The 19431-nt window shown below is 37.3% G+C and carries 20 protein-coding genes; 11 read left to right on the top strand and 9 right to left on the bottom strand.

What is annotated here, in order from left to right; genetic code table 11:
* The first annotated feature begins 50 nt into the window (after positions 1-50).
* The 4 genes from groES (at position 51) to ASG38_RS06585 (ending at position 4903) form a co-directional block, all read left to right on the top strand.
* The gene (gene groES, locus ASG38_RS06600) at positions 51-326 is read left to right on the top strand and encodes a co-chaperone GroES (RefSeq protein ID WP_056068368.1); all 276 of its coding nucleotides are present in this window, start codon (positions 51-53) and stop codon (positions 324-326) included.
* Positions 327-392: 66 nt separating this feature from the next.
* Entirely contained in the window at positions 393-755 is a 363-nt protein-coding gene (locus ASG38_RS06595; protein ID WP_056068365.1) for a four helix bundle protein, read from the top strand.
* A gap of 36 nt (positions 756-791) precedes the next feature.
* Positions 792-2420: a chaperonin GroEL gene (groL, locus tag ASG38_RS06590; RefSeq protein WP_056068363.1), complete on the top strand. Its 1629-nt coding sequence runs from the start codon at positions 792-794 to the stop codon at positions 2418-2420.
* A 113-nt stretch (positions 2421-2533) separates the two neighbouring features.
* A complete protein-coding gene (locus tag ASG38_RS06585; protein WP_056068361.1) occupies positions 2534-4903 on the top strand; it encodes a hypothetical protein in 2370 nt (789 codons plus the stop codon).
* Positions 4904-4957: 54 nt separating this feature from the next.
* Here ASG38_RS06585 and ASG38_RS06580 read toward each other — a convergent pair whose 3' ends face one another.
* The 6 genes from ASG38_RS06580 to xrtF form a co-directional block, all read right to left on the bottom strand.
* A complete protein-coding gene (locus ASG38_RS06580; protein ID WP_056068359.1) occupies positions 4958-6298 on the bottom strand; it encodes a hypothetical protein in 1341 nt (446 codons plus the stop codon).
* 148 nt (positions 6299-6446) lie between these two features.
* Positions 6447-6788: a heavy-metal-associated domain-containing protein gene (locus tag ASG38_RS06575; protein WP_056068357.1), complete on the bottom strand. Its 342-nt coding sequence runs from the start codon at positions 6786-6788 to the stop codon at positions 6447-6449.
* Positions 6789-6818: 30 nt separating this feature from the next.
* On the bottom strand, positions 6819-9068 hold the full coding sequence (locus ASG38_RS06570; protein ID WP_082482166.1) for a TonB-dependent receptor: 2250 nt from the start codon (positions 9066-9068) through the stop codon (positions 6819-6821).
* Between the two features lie 66 nt (positions 9069-9134).
* Positions 9135-9560 (bottom strand): hypothetical protein, encoded by a 426-nt coding sequence (locus tag ASG38_RS06565; RefSeq protein WP_056068354.1) that lies wholly within the window; start codon positions 9558-9560, stop codon positions 9135-9137.
* Positions 9561-9613: 53 nt separating this feature from the next.
* A complete protein-coding gene (locus ASG38_RS06560) occupies positions 9614-10069 on the bottom strand; it encodes an exosortase F system-associated protein (protein WP_235498570.1) in 456 nt (151 codons plus the stop codon).
* Positions 10053-10601 (bottom strand): exosortase family protein XrtF, encoded by a 549-nt coding sequence (gene xrtF, locus ASG38_RS06555; protein WP_056068475.1) that lies wholly within the window; start codon positions 10599-10601, stop codon positions 10053-10055. Before xrtF ends, ASG38_RS06560 begins: the two co-directional genes overlap by 17 nt.
* Before the next feature lie 75 nt (positions 10602-10676).
* Between xrtF and ASG38_RS06550 the strand changes: the two genes are divergently transcribed.
* From ASG38_RS06550 to ASG38_RS06535, 4 genes are all read left to right on the top strand, one after another.
* Entirely contained in the window at positions 10677-11132 is a 456-nt protein-coding gene (locus ASG38_RS06550; RefSeq protein ID WP_056068352.1) for a GAF domain-containing protein, read from the top strand.
* 188 nt (positions 11133-11320) lie between these two features.
* Positions 11321-11590 carry a 30S ribosomal protein S15 gene (gene rpsO, locus ASG38_RS06545; RefSeq protein ID WP_056068350.1) on the top strand — a complete coding sequence of 90 codons (270 nt, stop codon included), beginning with the start codon at positions 11321-11323 and terminating at the stop codon, positions 11588-11590.
* A 151-nt stretch (positions 11591-11741) separates the two neighbouring features.
* Entirely contained in the window at positions 11742-13907 is a 2166-nt protein-coding gene (locus ASG38_RS06540) for a polyribonucleotide nucleotidyltransferase (RefSeq protein ID WP_056068348.1), read from the top strand.
* Between the two features lie 298 nt (positions 13908-14205).
* Complete coding sequence (locus ASG38_RS06535; protein WP_056068346.1) at positions 14206-14886, top strand: hypothetical protein; 681 nt, start codon at positions 14206-14208, stop codon at positions 14884-14886.
* A gap of 57 nt (positions 14887-14943) precedes the next feature.
* Here ASG38_RS06535 and ASG38_RS06530 read toward each other — a convergent pair whose 3' ends face one another.
* Genes ASG38_RS06530 through ASG38_RS06520 form a run of 3 tightly spaced genes read right to left on the bottom strand, consistent with a single transcriptional unit; the run spans position 14944 to position 16129 of the window.
* Positions 14944-15228, bottom strand: coding sequence for a hypothetical protein (locus ASG38_RS06530; protein WP_056068345.1), 285 nt, complete (start codon positions 15226-15228; stop codon positions 14944-14946).
* Positions 15229-15273: 45 nt separating this feature from the next.
* Positions 15274-15558: a hypothetical protein gene (locus ASG38_RS06525; RefSeq protein ID WP_056068342.1), complete on the bottom strand. Its 285-nt coding sequence runs from the start codon at positions 15556-15558 to the stop codon at positions 15274-15276.
* Complete coding sequence (locus ASG38_RS06520; RefSeq protein WP_056068340.1) at positions 15551-16129, bottom strand: hypothetical protein; 579 nt, start codon at positions 16127-16129, stop codon at positions 15551-15553. Before ASG38_RS06520 ends, ASG38_RS06525 begins: the two co-directional genes overlap by 8 nt.
* Positions 16130-16229: 100 nt before the next feature.
* Here ASG38_RS06520 and ASG38_RS06515 point away from each other — a divergent pair, with 100 nt between their 5' ends.
* From ASG38_RS06515 to rpe, 3 genes are all read left to right on the top strand, one after another.
* Positions 16230-17186, top strand: coding sequence for a hypothetical protein (locus ASG38_RS06515; RefSeq protein ID WP_056068338.1), 957 nt, complete (start codon positions 16230-16232; stop codon positions 17184-17186).
* Between the two features lie 100 nt (positions 17187-17286).
* The gene (locus ASG38_RS06510) at positions 17287-18150 is read left to right on the top strand and encodes an RNA polymerase sigma factor RpoD/SigA (RefSeq protein WP_026707723.1); all 864 of its coding nucleotides are present in this window, start codon (positions 17287-17289) and stop codon (positions 18148-18150) included.
* Between the two features lie 572 nt (positions 18151-18722).
* Complete coding sequence (rpe, locus tag ASG38_RS06505) at positions 18723-19385, top strand: ribulose-phosphate 3-epimerase (RefSeq protein WP_056068336.1); 663 nt, start codon at positions 18723-18725, stop codon at positions 19383-19385.
* Positions 19386-19431: the final 46 nt, after the last annotated feature.

The raw sequence follows: 19431 nt of genomic DNA, 5'->3' as shown, positions 1-19431 counted from the left end.
CTAGTAGAAGAAAACTTCAAAAACACATATAAATATAAAATTTTATAATTATGGCTTTAAACATTAAACCTCTTGCAGACCGTGTATTGGTTGAACCGGCAGCAGCAGAAACAAAAACTGCTTCTGGAATTTTTATCCCTGACACAGCAAAAGAAAAACCTCAAAAAGGAACCGTTGTAGCTGTAGGAAACGGAACAAAAGACCACAATATGACCGTGAAAGTCGGTGATTCTGTACTTTACGGAAAATATGCCGGAACAGAATTAAAATTAGAAGGTAAAGACTACCTGATTATGAGAGAAGATGATATTCTTGCAATAATTTAAAGGCTATAAGCTATAAGCTATAGGCTGTAAGCCTTAAAAAACATATTCAATATACGCCAAAAAAACATGAGAGATTTTAAAAAGTATGATATTTGGCAATCAAGTCATTCTTTCACGTTAGAAGTTTATAAAATCACTTCACATTTTCCGAAAGAAGAAATTTATAATTTGACAAGCCAAATCCGAAGAGCTTCTTCTTCTATTCCAACTAATATCAGTGAAGGTTGTGGAAGAAATAGCGATAAGGAATTTAATCAATTTCTCAATATTGCATTGGGATCAGCTAATGAAACAGAATATCTTTTGATCTTGTCCAGAGATTTGCATTATATCAATACTGAAATTGCATTAGACTTTCTTGATAAAATCAATTCTATAAAAAGCAAAATATACAATTTAAAACAAAAATTAATTTCACCAACGGCCTAAAGCGTAAAGCTTAAAGCCTAAAAAACAAATACAAAAATGGCAAAAGAAATAAAATTTGATATCGAAGCACGCGACGGTTTAAGACGTGGTGTTGACGCTTTAGCAAATGCAGTAAAAGTAACCCTGGGACCTAAAGGACGTAATGTAATTATAGGGAAATCATTTGGCGGACCTACTGTCACTAAAGATGGTGTTTCTGTGGCCAAAGAAATAGAACTACAGGATACGCTTGAAAATATGGGAGCCCAAATGGTTAAAGAAGTAGCTTCTAAAACCAATGACCTTGCCGGTGACGGTACTACAACTGCAACGGTTTTGGCACAGGCTATCGTAAAAGAAGGCTTGAAAAACGTAGCTGCCGGAGCAAACCCGATGGACTTGAAAAGAGGTATCGATAAGGCTGTAGAAGCTATTGTAGCCGATTTGGCAAAACAAGCTACGGAAGTAGGTACAAATACAGACAAAATCAAACAGGTTGCCTCTATTTCGGCTAACAATGACGATGTAATAGGAGAATTGATTGCTACGGCATTCGGCAAAGTGGGTAAAGAAGGTGTAATTACTGTTGAAGAAGCTAAAGGAACAGACACTTATGTTGATGTAGTTGAAGGTATGCAATTTGACAGAGGTTATCTTTCTCCATATTTCGTAACGAACTCTGAAAAGATGGAAGCGGAATTGGAAAACCCTTACATCCTGCTTTACGATAAAAAAGTTTCTTCATTGAAAGAATTGCTTCCAATCCTGGAGCCAGTGGCACAATCCGGAAAACCATTACTGATTATTGCAGAAGATGTTGACGGTGAAGCATTATCTACTTTGGTTGTAAACAAACTAAGAGGTGCCCTGAGAATTGCTGCTGTAAAAGCACCTGGTTTTGGAGACAGAAGAAAAGCAATGTTAGAAGACATCGCAATCCTAACCGGAGGTACAGTCATTGCTGAAGAACAAGGCTATACTTTAGAAAATGCAACGCTTGAAATGCTTGGAACTGCAAAACGTGCAACTATTAATAAAGACAATACTACATTGGTTAGCGGAGCCGGTGACATCGAAATCATTAAAAACCGTGTCAACCAAATCAAGAGCCAGATGGAAACTACAACTTCTGACTATGACAGAGAAAAACTTCAGGAGCGTTTGGCTAAATTAGCCGGTGGTGTTGCTGTACTTTATGTAGGAGCTGCTTCAGAAGTAGAAATGAAAGAGAAAAAAGACAGAGTTGACGATGCTTTACACGCTACCCGTGCGGCAGTTGAAGAAGGAATCGTTGCTGGTGGAGGTGTTGCCCTTTTAAGAGCTAAAAGTGTTTTGAAAGACATCAAAGCTGACAATGCTGATGAAGCTACTGGAATCCAGATTGTTTCCCGTGCAATTGAATCTCCTTTGAGAACAATTGTTGAAAATGCCGGACTTGAAGGCTCTGTAGTTGTTGCTAAAGTAGCTGAAGGTTCAGGAGATTTTGGTTACAATGCTAAAACCGATGAATACGTTGACATGCTAAAAGCAGGAATCATCGACCCTAAAAAAGTAACCCGTGTTGCTTTGGAAAATGCGGCTTCAGTTTCAGGAATGATTCTGACTACAGAATGCGCTTTGGTTGAAATCAAAGAAGAAAATGCCGGAGCAAGCCCAATGGGTGGCGGCATGCCGGGAATGATGTAAAAATAAATTTTTTTTTTAAAAGGACGCTAAATAGCGTCCTTTTTTATTTCTGATAAACAAAATCATTAATTTAATACATATATTGCATCTATTAACTATTATACAACATTATTATGCAATCCATCTTTCGCCTCCATGTAGTTTTTATTTTTTTCGCTGCCACATTTTCCTGCTACTCCCAGGAAACAGATTCCCAAAAAAACTTTATTTCAAAAACCATTGAAGATTATTTCTTTTTGGAAAGAGAAAATATCCATCTTCAGCTTGACAAATCGGTGTTTCTTTCAGACGAAGACGTCTGGTTTAAAGGCTACGTATACCACAGAAAAGAAGAAGTTCCTTTTTTTACCACTACCAATGTCTATGCTTCCCTCTATGACGAAAACGGAAACAGGATAAAAGACAAATTATTATTCAGCAGCATGGGCAGCTTCTCCGGGAAATTTGAACTGGGAGATAGTTTCAAAAGCGGCAACTACTATATCCAGGTTTTTACCAACTGGATGAACAACTTCAAAGAAGACGAATCTTCTGTTTTTAAATTCAGTGTCATAAATAAAAACGACAGGACTGCCAGTATTAAAAGCTCACCCGATTATTCCAAAATAAACATTGAGTTTTTCCCCGAAGGCGGCTCTATCATTCAAGGCACTCAAAATACAGTAGGCATAAAAGTAAGCGATTGTCACGGTAATCCTTTGCCATCAATTGAAGGTGAGATTATCGGTCCGGAAGGCAAAAGCATTCAAAAAGTCAGCCTGAACAGATTCGGATTGGGGAAATTCCAGATTTTTGGTGATGGCAAAATCTCAAAAGCCTCTTTTCAGGTCAATGGCAAAAAAGTAGAAGAAAATCTGCCATTTGCAATACCAAATGGTCTGGCTCTTGAAATCAACAACTTTGCATTAAAGGATAAGACGATTGTCAAAATCAGAACCAACGAAAAAAACATTGCTTCCTTTAAATCAAAAAAACATTATCTGGTAGTACATCAGGACAACAAATCCACAATCTTCGACATCGATTTTAAGAACGCTTTCGAGCAGACTATCACTTTCACCAAAGACAACCTCTCCGAAGGCGTCAATACCGTCAGAATAATCGATTCTGATATGAAGCAACTTGCTGAAAGGTTTATTTTCAAATACCCCGAAGAATCCTTAAAGCTTGATATAAAGCTTTTGAAAAAAGGAAAAGATTCCATCCATTTTTCCGGAAACCTGAACTACGCCAACACTAGCATCAGTATTTCAGCCGTTCCGGAACAATCAATCGCAATAAACCAGGATTATTCAATCCGTGCTTCCTTTCTGCTAAATCCGTATTTATCTAAAAACCAGTCCAACACCAACTATTACTTTGAAGAAGTATCAAAAGCAAAAGAGTTTGAACTTGACCTTCTTCTTTTAACCCAAAGTGCCGGAAAATACAAATGGGAAAACATTGTGACTACACCTCCAAAAGACAACAACATCTTTGATTTTGGACTTACGATCAAAGGAACGATAAATCAGACCCTGGCTGACCGTAAAAAATTCAAGGTAAAGTTATTTTCATTACAATCCAGCATTAGCGAATCCACAGGAATCAATGATAAGAATGAATTTTATTTCAACAACATGGTTCTGGCCGATTCAACCTGGGTAAACTTCACACTAACCGACGACAAGAACAAGCCAATTGTTTTAAAATTATATCCGCAGATTTTAAACGGACGAAGAACATTCAACAAGCCCTTCAAAATAGAAAAAAAGGAATGTGCCTCCATTGAAGAAAAGGTAGAATATGAAACCCCAAGTTTTGTAAACGGAACAATTATGCTTGAAGACGTTGAAATTGCTGTAGAAAAGAAAAAGAAACTTAAATATTCGAATAGTTTAGGAAACGGAAATCTTAGAGGTTACAAAGTGGCAGAAAATGACCAGACAGACGTATTGAACTTTATTAGAAACAATGGCTTTGAAGTTCCAACGATTAACGGTTTTTCCAATACGGTAGAAATCTACAGCCGTTCCGTAACAACCATAAACGGGGCAAGAAGTACTCCGATACTTTTTATTGACGGACTTCAGCAAATGAGCTTTGATTTACTTCTGAATATGAGAATGAATGAAGTAGATGAAATTTACATCAATGCACACGCTATCGTTCCATCTGTAAACAACAATATCGGAATTATAAAAATTTACATGAAAAAAGGCGGTAGCGGTTTGCCACAAAAAAACAACGCTATTCCTTTTGAAATAAAAAATGCTTTTTCAAAGATTGAACCTTTTAAGAATAAGTTGTATACTTCAACTGAAAACAGAGGCTTTCAAAATTTTGGATTAATTCATTGGATTCCTGCCATATATACCCATGACAGCAAAGAATTTAAATTCCAGATTCCGAACATGGGACAAAAGAAGGTAAAACTACTTATTGAAGGTTTTTCTGCCGAGGGGCAATTAATTTCAGAAACCAGAACAATCACTTTGGAATAAAAAAATCCGAAGCCTAAACTTCGGATTTTACCAACTAAAAAAACCAACCAACTATTAAATAGAAACTTGATACTGTGCGATAAAAGCTCCTTTATGGTCTGTCAGATTACCCGATGTATTATATATCGGGCGATTCTGATAGGATACCGTAAACTTTGAAGTCTGTCCGTTTAACAGCCAATTCACGCCTATATCATAAAAACTCATATCCTTATTCAATCTTTCATAATGGGCATGCTGGATTGCAACATACGGCATCAGAGTTGTCATTCCAATCAGGTTATCTTTAAGTTTGTAGCCTAACTGTGCATACAAAACATTTCCGGTTCCATAGGCCGGGAAACCATTTCCGCTACCATTCAAAACAGTTGAATCACTACTTCCATTGGCAGGATTCATTGGCGCGGCATTACGGATGTAATTGGTTCCGAAATCATAATGCGTAAAATTTCCGTAGAAACTTATGGCTTCACCTCTTGAACCTATTGGCGCATCATAAAAAACATCTGCTGCCAAATGAAGCATATCTGTATAAATAGTATCATTGACCGCATTTCTATGCCACATGGCATCTTGCTGGTATACAATCCCGGCTCCTATATTGAAGACTTTCTTTTTCCCTAAATAACTTCCGGTAGCGTAAGGTGTCAGATTGGATTCCTGTTCCTTAAACTGGTACTGGAAATAACCATTGAATTGCATCTGTGGCGGCTTCGGAGAAAAATTAGATCTTTCACTTATTGCCGCAACATAGCCGGAACTTTTCTGTATGGCCAGTGGCTGTGCAAAAGCCATCCTATAGTCTAACTTACCCAGCTTGCCTTTTGCATAAAACGAAAGCTTTCTGACGAACTGGTCTGTTACATCGTTTGTTGATTCAAGAAATAACGGTATATCAATACCCATAATAGAACCTACGGAAGAAGCAGAAAATCTTGACAATCCTGTCCATGAAGACAAACCCGCTCCTAAAGACAGCTTTTCTTTATCAATGGCATATTCACCCAATGCATCATGAATAAAAAAACCCTGTTTCCTGTCGGAAACATTATTGAAGTTATTCTGGCCAATTTGCCCATAAAGAAAAACACGGTCTGCAACCTGTCCGTACATCTGAATCCTGAATCTTCGGATACCGATATCTGTTCCGGCCGTTTTAGGGGAATCAAAAATTGTAGTCCCCGGATTATACTCCTGATTTCTAATCCAAACCTGGGAAAGCATTGCAAACTTCAGATAGTTGGAACCGTCTTCATTCAGATATAATTTCTTATCGTGCCAAAATTCATGTTTCGGTTTTTCCGGTGCAGGCTGTTGTTCCTGTGCAATCGTTTTTTGCGACAGGAAAAGGACTGATAGTCCGCAAAAAGCCAGTGAATACTTCAATGATTTCATTCTATGTAATTATTTATTTCCAATCCTCAATATCTCAATCCCGACAACATTTTTCCAATCCGTCTGGCATTTGTTAATCCCACGTTATTTTGTCAGACCATTGATGTAAAAATACCTTGAAAAAATTCAAGGTATTTTTTTACTGTTTTTAGTTTCTTTCGTAAGCACAACAAGTATGAAGCTTGGCATAGTCTTCATCTGTCGCCTTTACTTTTTCAGTATCGTGCCCCACTTTGGCAATGGCTTTCTGCACTTCCTCTTCCGATGTTTTTTCTTCATTCAGAATAAGGTGTAGTTGCTTATCTCCAATATCCCAGCTGGCCGATTTTACACCTGCAACTGAAAAAGCAGCTTTTTCGATTCGTTTTTTACACATCTCGCAGTTGCCTTTAACTTCAACGGTATGTTTTGCATTTTTATTCTTTTTCTCTTGTGCCTGTACTGCAAATCCTATTAGGGAAACAAAAAGCACTATCATTAATTTTTTCATATTTTCTGTTTTTAATTATTTATCCTTAGTTTATTTTATCTTAAATCGCAATCCTGCATAATACATCTGTCCAAAAATTGGCGCATAGATTATGGAACTATCAAAATTTGGTCCAAACGGATTATCACTTCCTAAAATGGCCTTATCCTGTTTATAATTCCCTATGTTTTCACCACCAACATACACTTCAAAGGTAGAAGAAAAAGTTCTTGTGATTTGGGCATTCATCAGAGAAAAAGATGGCGAATAGTCTGGAAGCCTGTCAGATGCAGGATTTGATGCCGTATTTGGCAGCTGTTGTTTCCCAAGCCAATTGTATGTAAAATCGAATTTCCATTGCCGCCCTTTATCCGTGATATGTGTCTCATACTCTAAGTTACCAAAGAAACGATGCTTGGCCTGTAACGGTCTTTGTGCGCTTCCGCTTAGGTAATCGGTTTCAATTTCATAAAACTTATAAGCCGTTCTTAAATTAAAATGTGTTGCCAGTTCATAATTAAAATCAAGCTGTAAACTGTTGGCAAATGATTTTCCGTCCAGGTTATAAAACAAAGCCTGCTGTGGACTAGCATACAAATCTACAACAGCCTGATTTTGGAAATCAGTTCTGTAAAAATCAAAAGTAACTTCTGCCGGCCTGTTGAAAAGCGTAAAACCCTGCATAAAGCTGACTCCGTAATTCCATGCAATTTCCGCATCCAATCCGTAGATTTTGCCTCCCGTATTCAGAATATCAAAAACCCTTGAACTGGCAAAAAGCTGTTGGTTCTCTGCAAAAATATTCGCAGAACGTTTTCCTCTTCCTGCAGAAGCCCTCAATACTGCCCTATCCCACGGATTGTATCTTGCATGGATTCTTGGCGTAATAAAAGTTCCTAATCGGTTGTGATTATCAACTCTGGCACCGGCAACCAAACTGAAGTTTGTGGTATTATCATAAGTATATTCAAAAAAGGCACCAACAGAATTATCAATTCGGTTGAAGTCTCTTGCAATATTTGGTACGCCCACAAACTCATCGTATTTGTCATAGGTAAAATTCAACCCGGTTGCAAACTTATTCAGCGTATTGCTGATAATGGAATTAAAAATCAGGTTGGAATAAAAACTTTTCTGATTGATATCATACCTGTTCAGACCAAAATACGATTCCTGGTCATGACCATTAAAAGAAGTCTGGAACCCGATACTCTGGTAAGGCATATCAGGAAAAACATAACCCAATTTTGCCGAAACATCATAACGCTGTGTTTTGATTTCAGAACCCCAGTAATTTGTTGTGAATTTATCGCGGTCTTTATCAAAATCAACCTCTCCGGTCTGCTTTGCATCATTCATGTATCTGAAATTCAAAAAGCTTACCCAGCCTTTTTCCATGTCGGTATATTGCCATCTGTTCAATACGTTGATTTGTTTTGAAAGCGGATTATCCAAAAATCCGTCATCATTCATGTCGTTCTTTCCCAATCTGGCATTACCATGAAGAAATAAACTTGTACTCCATTTATCAGATACCTTTTTGTTGAAGTGGGTATTTAGTTCAAAACGGCTGTCTGTAGAACCATAGGCATTCAGGAAAAAAGGAATATCGTTTACAGGTTTGATAAGCTCTGTATTGATCTGTCCCGAAATACTTTCAAAACCGTTAACAACAGACCCCGCACCTTTTGTAATCTGGATGCTTTCCACCCAGGTTCCGGGCGTAAAAGAAAGGCCATAAGCCTGTGAAGCTCCTCTTACCGAAGGAAGATTTTCTTCCGTAATCATCAAATAAGGGCTTGTTAACCCTAACATCTTAATCTGCTTTGTTCCTGTCAAAGCATCAGAAAAGTTGACATCGATTGACGGATTCGTCTCAAAGCTTTCAGCCAGGTTACAGCAAGCCGCTTTCAGCAATTCTTTGCTGGACATTGTAGTAACGTTGGCCGTTTTCATATACGATTTCTGAAGGCTTTTTCGCTCTTTGTTAATCGTAACTTCTTCCAGCTCGTTATTCTGAACAAGGGAATGGTGAATAAAATTTGGAGAATTTACAGTAATCGTGTCTGTTGTGAATCCCACATAACTAATCACCAATTTTGTAAATTCCGGCTTATAAGAAATGGAAAAGTCTCCATTTACATCAGTAGTTGTACCTATCTGGGTGTTGAGCCATTGTATACTGGCTCCAATGATTGGCTGTCCTGTAGCAGTTCCTTCTGTTATTTTCCCTTTCAACTCTTGCGAAAAAGAAGCGGCAGAAACGATAAGACATAACAGCAGTATGAATTGTTTTTGCATAAAAAAAAGATTTAATAGTATAATTATAGTTAAGCCATCGAAGGCTTTACGGAATTATCTATCAAATCACGCGTAGAAAATATACTGGGAATATAGCTTGAATAAGGGCGGTGCATTCGCATCACAATAGTATTCAATATTTTCCTGCTTTGGAGCCTGAAGTGGCTTTCCAAAAACTTCCGGTTTCCAATCCTGGAATATAACAGCAGGTCCTGAATGAAATGAAAAGGTTTTTACAACAACCTGTTCTGATTTTTTCTTAAGTTCAACTTTCTTATCAGAGCAGCATTTTTTTCCTTCTTCTGCTTTTTTGGCACAACACTTCTTTTCAGTAGTTTCCTTTTTAGGCAGGGCACATACTTCAGAAGTTTTATAAGCCGCTGAAATGGAAGAAACTTTTCCGCCACAGAAATGCACATTGAAAGCAAATCCCATATTGGAAACCAACAGGAAAAGTGCTAAAATCAAACTTGTGCTTTTTCTTAAATTCATTAACTTATAAATTGTCTGGTGCAAAACTATTAAAATTGCCAACACAAAACTATTTAAGAATTGTTATTTTTTTTCGAAATCTTATTCTGATAAAAAAAGGCCGGAACAAATAACAACAAAAACAGCGGTTGGATTAAAAACCTTCGGACATAAAAAAGCAAAAGGTTGTTTTCCTGGTCGGAAAAATTGAGAATGGAAAAAAAGACCGCTATCAGCAGGATGAAAAAAACCAGATATAGTATACCTGCAAATTTTGACAACCCTAAATCTTTAAACAAAACCTGTATGATAGCAATTGAAATCAGACTATTTAATGCATATCTTAAAAAAAGGCTGAAAAACAACTTAAAGGAATCATACTGCGGAAAAGGCTTTTCCATATAATCACTTCTGAAATAAGCCAGAAACGGATCGTAAAAATATTCTTCAAACAGCCTGATTAAGGCCAGAAAAAAAACCAGCATTAGCGATAAAGCGATTTCTTTTTTATAATTAAGAAGCTTTTCCATGCAATGAAAATTTTTGAACCCACAATACCCAAAGACCAAATACTACTCCATAAATAAAGAGTGGAAAAACAACGCCGTGCAAAATATGCTCATATTCCGGATAATGATACAACGCAATGGCAAGCAATGCAATTCTAAGAATATTTAATATGTGGATAACCAGAATACTTATCAGGACAAACACTACTGTTTGCTTCATTCTCCCTTTAAAAGCAACAACAAATGCCACGAAAAGAATCATAACACTCATGGCATTGCAGCCTTCCACTACTCTTGCTATAAATTTGCCGTTAAGAAAAAGTTTTACAGAGGGCTGGGAGTCATGTGGAGCAATTGAAGTATCCTGCCCGAAAAGATGGAGTACATCATTAGTCTGTGAAGCTACAAGTTCTGTAAAACTGTCCGTTTCAAATTTTTCAGCATCAAAACTATTGAGATACAACTGATATGCAAACATCAGCACTCCATAAGTCAGAAAAAACTTTAGGAGAAATATAAAAAACGGCCGGTATTGGACGAAGTAACTTTTCAAAAAAATATTTTTAACAAAACTATACAATTTTAGCTTTCCGTAATTAAATACTTTTGTATAGTAAAAACCATCATTATGACTTTTGAAGAATTAAAACCTAAGGTTGAGGACATCCTCCACCACAAAGACATTTTAAGAGAAGACAAATTAATGCAGATTTGCCATCTCTTAAGAGACAACATTGACTATTATGACTGGGTTGGATTCTATTTCAGGAATGGTGATAAAGAAGAATTGATCTTGGGCCCTTATGCCGGCGAACCAACAGACCACACAGTTATTCCTTTCGGAAAAGGAATTTGCGGACAGGTGGCCGTTTCCAACCAAAACTTTGTAGTACCTGATGTAAAAGCACAGGACAATTACATTGCCTGCAGCTTTACGGTAAAATCTGAAATCGTAATTCCGCTTTTTGTCGAAGGAAAAAACATAGGCCAGATTGATATCGATTCCAACGTATTGGATCCTTTTACTGAAATGGACGAACGCTTCCTTGAATTTGTAAATGCTGAAGTAGCCAAATTATTTTAGGAACTCCAATCCCTAAGCAGATTCAAAAACAAGCTAACTGTCAGCCGTTTAAACAAAATAAACTCTACAAACCGTATTTTTTAAAATCTTTTTTCTGAAAATTATTTTTTCTGAAAATAAATATTACCTTTGCACTCGAATAAGAAAAACTTATTCATTACATAATAATCATTTAAACAAATATTGGCATGTACTTAACTAAAGAAGTTAAAGAGCAAATCTTCGCTAAACACGGAGGATCAGCTAAAAACACAGGTTCAGCTGAAGGACAAATCGCGTTATTCACGCACAGAATTGGTCACTTGACTGAACACTTGAAGAAAAATCGTCACGATTACAACACGGAGCGTTCGCTTGTCCTACTAGTAGGTAAAAGAAGAAGCTTGCTTGATTATCTTAAGAAAAAAGATATCAACAGATATCGTGAGATTATCAAAGAATTGAATATTAGAAAATAATTCAATAGAAAAGAGGTGCTCACGCGCCTCTTTTTGTTTTTACATATTGCCGAAAAAAAGTTTGGTTTTTCATTGGGTTTTAGATAACTACACACAACAACAACTACAACACAACTAAAACCCATTGTTTAATCAAAAGAGGAAAAATTTTATGATTCCAAAAGTTTCAAAAGAAATTATCGATTTAGGAGATGGAAGAAGCATCTCGATCGAAACAGGAAAACTGGCAAAGCAAGCCGACGGATCTGTAGTAGTAAGAATGGGAGATTCAATGTTGCTTGCTACCGTAGTATCTGCAAAAAAAGCAACTCCCGGAGTTGACTTTTTGCCTTTAACAGTTGACTATCGCGAAAAGTTCGCAGCTGCAGGTCGTTTCCCTGGCGGGTTTTTCAAACGTGAAGCACGTCCAAGCGACAGCGAAATTCTTACCATGAGATTAGTTGACCGCGTTTTGCGTCCGCTTTTCCCGGATGATTACCATGCAGAAACACAGGTAATGATCCAGTTGATGTCTCATGACGAAACCGTAATGCCTGATGCTTTGGCAGGTTTGGCTGCATCTGCAGCATTAGCCGTTTCAGACGTACCTTTCTCAACCCTGATTTCAGAAGTACGTGTGGCCCGAATCGACGGTAAACTCGTAATCAACCCAAGCCGTGCTCAATTGGAATTATCTGACATCGACATGATGATTGGAGCTTCAAAAGATTCTATCGCAATGGTAGAAGGTGAAATGAAGGAGATTTCAGAAAAAGAAATGGTTGAGGCTATCAAATTTGCACACGAAGCTATCAAAATCCAGATTGAAGCACAGGAAAGACTGCAAAATCTTGTTGGCAAAAAAGAGGTTCGTACTTATGAAGAAGAGCGCAATGATGAAGCTATCTACGAAAAAGTAAGAGAATTGGCTTATGACAGATGTTTTGCTATTGCTCAGGAAGGAACAGCCAAGCACGAGCGTTCTGAAAAATTTGCCGAAGTAAAAGAAGATGTAAAAGCTGCTTTTACTGAAGAAGAATTATTAGAAAACGGAGACCTGATCTCTAAATACTATTCAAAAGTTAATAAAGAAGCCGTTAGAGAAGTTATTCTTCAATTAGGATTGCGTCTTGACGGAAGAAAAACTACCGAAATCAGACCAATCTGGTGTGAAATCGACTATCTTCCATCTGTTCACGGATCTTCTTTGTTTACAAGAGGAGAAACTCAGGCGTTGGCCACTGTAACTTTGGGAACTTCAAGAGAATCCAACCAAATTGACACTCCATCAGAACAAGGTGAAGAGAAATTCTACCTGCACTATAACTTCCCTCCTTTCTCAACAGGTGAAGCAAAACCGCTAAGAGGAACTTCAAGAAGAGAGGTTGGACACGGAAACCTGGCGCAACGTGCCTTGAAAAATATGATTCCTGCAGACTGCCCATACACTGTAAGAGTAGTTTCAGAAGTTTTGGAATCTAACGGTTCTTCATCTATGGCTACCGTATGTGCCGGAACTCTGGCTTTAATGGATGCCGGTATCCAAATGACAAAACCTGTTTCAGGTATTGCAATGGGATTGATTTCTGATGATAAAACCGGAAGATGGGCTGTATTGTCTGACATCTTAGGTGATGAAGACCACCTGGGTGATATGGACTTTAAAGTTACCGGAACTGCTGACGGAATCACGGCTTGCCAAATGGACATCAAAATTGAAGGTCTTGCCTATGACATCATGGAAAAAGCCCTTGAACAGGCTCGCGACGGACGTTTGCATATTCTGGGAAAACTGACTGAAGTTATCGCTACTCCAAAAGCAGAAGTGAAGAAACATGCACCAAAAATCGTTACCAGAATCATTCCTGGCAACTTCATTGGAGCTTTGATCGGACCTGGTGGAAAAGTAATTCAGGAACTACAAAAAGCTACCGGCACAACTATCGTTATCAACGAGGTTGACGAGCAAGGCGTTGTAGAAATTCTTGGTACTGATCCGGACGGAATGGCAGCAGTATTGGCAAAAATCGATTCTATCGTTTTCAAACCTGAAGTAGGCGAAACATACGAAGTGAAAGTAATCAAGATGCTTGATTTTGGTGCGGTAGTAGAATATACTGCTGCTCCGGGTAATGAGGTATTGCTTCACGTATCCGAACTGGCATGGGAAAGAACTGAAAATGTTGCTGATGTGGTAAAAATGGGTGATGTATTCCAGGTAAAATACCTTGGGGTTGATCCTAAAACCAGAAAAGAAAAAGTTTCGAAAAAAGCTTTATTGCCAAGACCTCCTAGAGACGAAACAAAAAGACCTCCAAGAGAAGAGGATAAAAAATAATTAATTCTTATATAAGGTTAATTCAACTGAAGCCCCGTTTCATTTATTTGAAATGGGGCTTTTAAATTACTGATATTTTATTTCAAATGCCTCATACAGCAAACCCGACATCCCTAAGTGTGGGGTTTATTTTATAGCCATACCTCCTTTTTCTTGCTCCCATGACATGAATTCTCCTGCTCGTGCCTTTTCCTTCTAAAAAAAACCGGATTGCTTTTACTTTTACAAAGCAAAATAAGCAACAACGGCGGACACCGAAAAGCCATATGAGTAGGGACAACCACTAAATCTTAGAATCATGTCACAATTCAATTTAAAAATCGCATTTACACCGGAGCAATTAGGAATCCTATATGCAACAGGCACTAACGTTATCATTGCAAAACAATCTGAAGGGCGTTCCCCGGCTGTCGCATGGCAGGTTTTCAGGCCTATGCAATCAAACACTGTATCATGGAAAGAAGAATATGGAATTTATGCGTCAACTGCCGACATTAAAAATGGTGCAGTTTTACGCCAATTATCTAGCACTCCTACAGGAATCGAAACGGGAAAACAATACATACTTCAAAGTCATGGAGCAATATCCGGACCTCTGAATGGCGGATATCCAAATACATTTATTTTATCAAATCAATATTCAGGCAAACAATATATAGTAGCCGGACTCTATCAAAATGCTATTGTTAATGAAAACAGCGCTATTGGCAACGCGGTTTCAGCAACTCCTGTGCTCATGCAAAGCAATGCTTTTATGAATCCAAACACAACTATTCAAATCTGGCTGCAATCTCAAGTTATCAGCAATTCTATCGTTACGAATATAACATCGCCGGTAACTGAATTAAAATTTGGAGGTAGCGTCGCAGATATTTCCGTAATCTATGATTCGGCTAGTGGAAAATTTGTACCGGCAAAAAGCGGCGCCTTAAAAAGTTCTTCTGATCAACCCTTCAATTACATTGAGCCGTCTCTATAATTAAAAATCAAAAAAGTGGCTGCCGGGGCAGCCACTTTTAAATAAATTTATTCCTGATTAAAAATTCCAACTTCCGGACAAACCAATATTTAAGGAAGACCCTCCAAAATTTCGCTCTGCTTTTGAATTGAACAAACCGTAAGGTGCGTAATTATAATTGCAATGAACGCCAAATCCGTAGAACATGATTTTCACGCCTTGCGAGAAGGCAATTGTGTGAAGCGTAGGCTTAATATCCTTTTTGTCAAAATCTTCTCCTTCAGGCTTACTGTAATGCAGGTATTTCCAACCTATTCCGGAATTTGATTCAATGTGGAAATTTTCATTTGGAGATTGGTACAAAAACCATGTATATCTGAAACCTAATAAAAACGAAGATTTACTTCCTTACAGCGTTATATTTTCATTATTCCATTTATACGAAACACTTTTCCCTTTTACAATGCCGCTAAGTTCAGCACCAAAATCGATAAACTGGCGTCTTGCAATTTTTGTTCTCATATAATACGCCGTATTAATTGAACTTTCATATTTATCAGCCAAGTCACCTAGTGGAGTTCCGTAACTCACTTCCACAATATTTCTTTTATACAAGTCTACCTTTGGAAAAACAATAGTGTCTTGTGCACTCATCTGGAATGCAATCAAAACTAAAAAAAGCATTTTATTCATTTGGCAAAAGTTTAAATTTATTATCTGATCCGTGAGAGTTACCCCCTCCAAAAAACAGCACTGCTGCTTCATTTACACTGTACATTTCAAAGATTATTTCTTTGTCACCAGGCAAATAAATAGAATATTTTGTCATCTCTTTGGATATAAAAATGATTGGAAATGAAATCGTTTCATAGTTGGTATAAAAAACAAATTTGTTTTTATATCGCTTTCCATAAAATTTCAAGACATGCCGTTTTGCCTGGGCATCATCATAGCTTAAAAACAGCTCATTATCTTTTATATCGATCTGAATAGGCTTTGAATAATCGACATTACTAATATTGGATATCTTCTTCATCAAACTCGAGGTAGAAATCCGATTATCACACCGAACCTGAAGCGTATCCAATTGGCCATAGAATTTACCCGAAAATTTTGGGGGAATACTTTTATAACCATCTCTATTAATTTGGTTTTGTATCGAACAGGAAGTAATACAAAACACAAATAAAACTGGCCAATTTTGCTTCAAACAACTAAAGAGTCGTTTTTGGAAGCCGTAAAAATTTTCAATTCTTTTTTTCATGATTACACATTTTAATGATCCAAAATTCTTTTGTTTATCGCAAACAACATTGTGCTAAACAATATTTTGTACTTTAGCATTTGTGATAATCGCAAAAATTATGGACAACCAAACGATTTTATTAGGAAATATCAGGAAGCGTTTAGAGAAGAATTCTTCTCTGATTGAAGAAATAGCAGCAGTTTTACAAATAAGCTACGATGCTTCACACCGCAGGGTTTCTTCAAAAAGCAAATTTTCAATTGAAGAAACCGTAAAACTTTGCCAGCATTTTTCCATTTCTATGGATAAAATATTTGGCGGAAAAGAAAACCAGGTCATTGCAGAAAAGACAAAAGAAATACGCTCATCAGAAGATTTGGCACTTTATTTTAAACAGTCGGCACAAAACCTGAAATCATATGCCACCGACTCGAAAATGTATTATTCTTCGAAAGACATCCCTCTTTTTTATACTATTGGAGGAACATTGCTTTCAAAGTTTAAATTATACGTCTGGCTCAACTTACTTATAGGCATCGAAAATCAAGAACCTTTTGAAAAGTTTATTTTAGACCAGTCACTTTTGGCTTATAGTTCACAGCTTCAAAACGTATATGACAATACTGAAGTTCATGAGATATGGAACGACACAACTATCAACAGTACGCTGCAGCAGATCTTATACTTTTTTGAATCGGGATTGCTTTCTCAAACTAATGCGCAGCTACTGTATGAAGATGTGAGAAAGATTTTGCAGAAGGCAGAAGAAAAATCCAGCAAAAACACTTCAGGATATCATCTTTATTACAACGAGCTATTAATACTGAACAATAACGTGCTTTTATCTAATGCAGAAAAAAGATCATTGTTTATTCCTTACACTATGCTCGGGTATTTTATTACCGATGACGAATCGACTTGCCGCAATGCTTCTGAATATTTTCTACACCAAATCAAAAATTCAAAGTCTCTCAACCTTTCAGGAACCCGTGACCGAAAAATTTTCTTTGAAAAAGGACATCAAAAAATAGATTTTTATTTACAGAAAATCAATAAGTTAGACTTAGAAATATAACATCCCGATAAAAATAAAAATATTTTATTTACCTTTTTGTAACTTTTTTGCAACTCAATACGTATAACTACCTGAATACATAAATTAAGGAAAAACCAGAATGAGACAGCTCAAAATTACCAAGCAGGTAACTAACCGTGAAACTGCTTCCTTAGACAAATACCTACAAGAAATTGGAAAAGTTGACCTTATTACCGCTGATGAAGAGGTAGAATTGGCTCAGAAAATAAAAGCCGGAGACCAGAGAGCATTAGAAAAATTGACAAAAGCCAATTTGCGTTTCGTGGTTTCTGTAGCAAAACAATATCAAAACCAAGGACTTACACTTCCCGACTTAATTAACGAAGGAAATCTGGGTCTTATTAAAGCCGCACAACGTTTCGATGAAACACGTGGTTTTAAATTTATCTCTTATGCAGTTTGGTGGATTCGTCAATCTATCTTGCAGGCTTTGGCAGAACAGTCACGTATTGTTCGTCTGCCATTGAACAAAATCGGTTCTATCAATAAAATCAATAAGATGTATGCGTTATTGGAGCAATCTAATGAGCGCCCGCCATCTGCTGAAGAAATTGCAAAAGAGCTTGATATGACAGTAAACGACGTAAAGGAATCTATGAAAAATTCCGGACGTCACCTTTCAATGGATGCTCCTCTTGTTGAAGGAGAAGATTCTAACCTTTATGACGTTTTGCGTTCTGGCGAATCTCCAAATCCGGACAGAGAGCTAATTCATGAATCGTTGCGTACGGAAATCGAACGTTCATTAGAAACATTGACTCCAAGAGAAGCAGATGTTGTCCGTTTATACTTCGGTTTGGGCGACCAGCACCCTATGACTTTGGAAGAAATAGGTGAAACTTTTGACCTGACACGTGAGCGTGTTCGTCAAATTAAGGAGAAAGCAATCCGCAGGTTGAAACACACTTCGAGAAGCAAAATCCTGAAAACCTATCTGGGATAACAAATTGCAAAGTTTTCTAAAATCATTTTGATTCTTAGATTTTATTTGTATCTTGTTTTCCCAAAAAATTGACACCCTTATATTATAATATTTAACGTAACAACAGTTCAAAACTGTTCGTTTTTTGATTGATGATTGAAACTCCGGCTGATTACCGGAGTTTTGTTTTTTTATCAAACAAAACTGCCGGTCTGTTCGCTTCCGCTCGGGTTTCCGGAGTTTTGTTTTTTTATCAACCAAAACTGCCGGTCTGTTCGCTCCGCTCGGGTTTCCGGAGTTTTGTTTATATCTAACAAAGAACACAAAAAAACTATTTTTAATAGCTCTTTCACACAAAGTGCACAACCTTAACTACTCAGAACCCTAGAACCCCTTTACGCAGCCTTTGCTAAGATTCTCATTTTTAGCCACAGATTGAATGATTACACAGATTAAAAACAATTTCAATTACCCTCCATTCTTACACAAGAACAGAACCTTAGCACCTCAGAACCTTAATTCCTTAGCCCCATTAAAAAAATCTTGTATGCTTAGCTGTTTAACTGTACTTTTGCACAAAACAACACAACAACATGAAAAATACCCTGATTGCACCTTCTGTGCTGGCTGCTGACTTTGGAAACCTGCAGCGTGACCTTGAAATGATTAACAACAGTGATGCCGATTGGTTCCATGTCGATATTATGGACGGTGTTTTTGTACCTAATATTTCTTTTGGGATGCCTGTACTGGAAACAATACAGAAACATGCCAAAAAAACAATTGATGTACATTTGATGATTGTTGACCCTGATCGTTATATCAAGACTTTTGCTTCTCTTGGTGCTAACGTATTGAGCGTTCATTATGAAGCCTGCACGCACCTTCACAGAACGTTACAGACTATCAAAGCTGAAGGAATGAAAACCGGAGTTGCTTTGAATCCCCATACCAGTGTTACCGTATTGGAAGATATTATTAATGATATTGATGTGGTTTGTATCATGAGCGTGAATCCAGGTTTTGGAGGACAGTCATTTATTGAATCGACCTATAAAAAACTAAGACAATTAAAAGAAATTATTTCCCGCAATAAAGCGGAAACCCTGATTGAGGTAGACGGCGGTGTAACAGACAAGAATGCCAAACAACTGGCTGAAGCCGGTGCTGATGTTTTAGTAGCCGGAAACTATGTTTTCAAGTCTGCCAATCCAACCGAAACCATTTCCCATTTAAAGAAGACTGCCTCGCTTTAAAAGGCATTTCTATAACAAAAAACCTGTTCTGCGAACAGGTTTTTTT

It is taken from the genome of Flavobacterium sp. Leaf359 (assembly GCF_001423985.1).
Lineage (GTDB): Bacteria > Bacteroidota > Bacteroidia > Flavobacteriales > Flavobacteriaceae > Flavobacterium > Flavobacterium lindanitolerans.
This window is presented reverse-complemented; position numbering and strand designations above follow the sequence as displayed.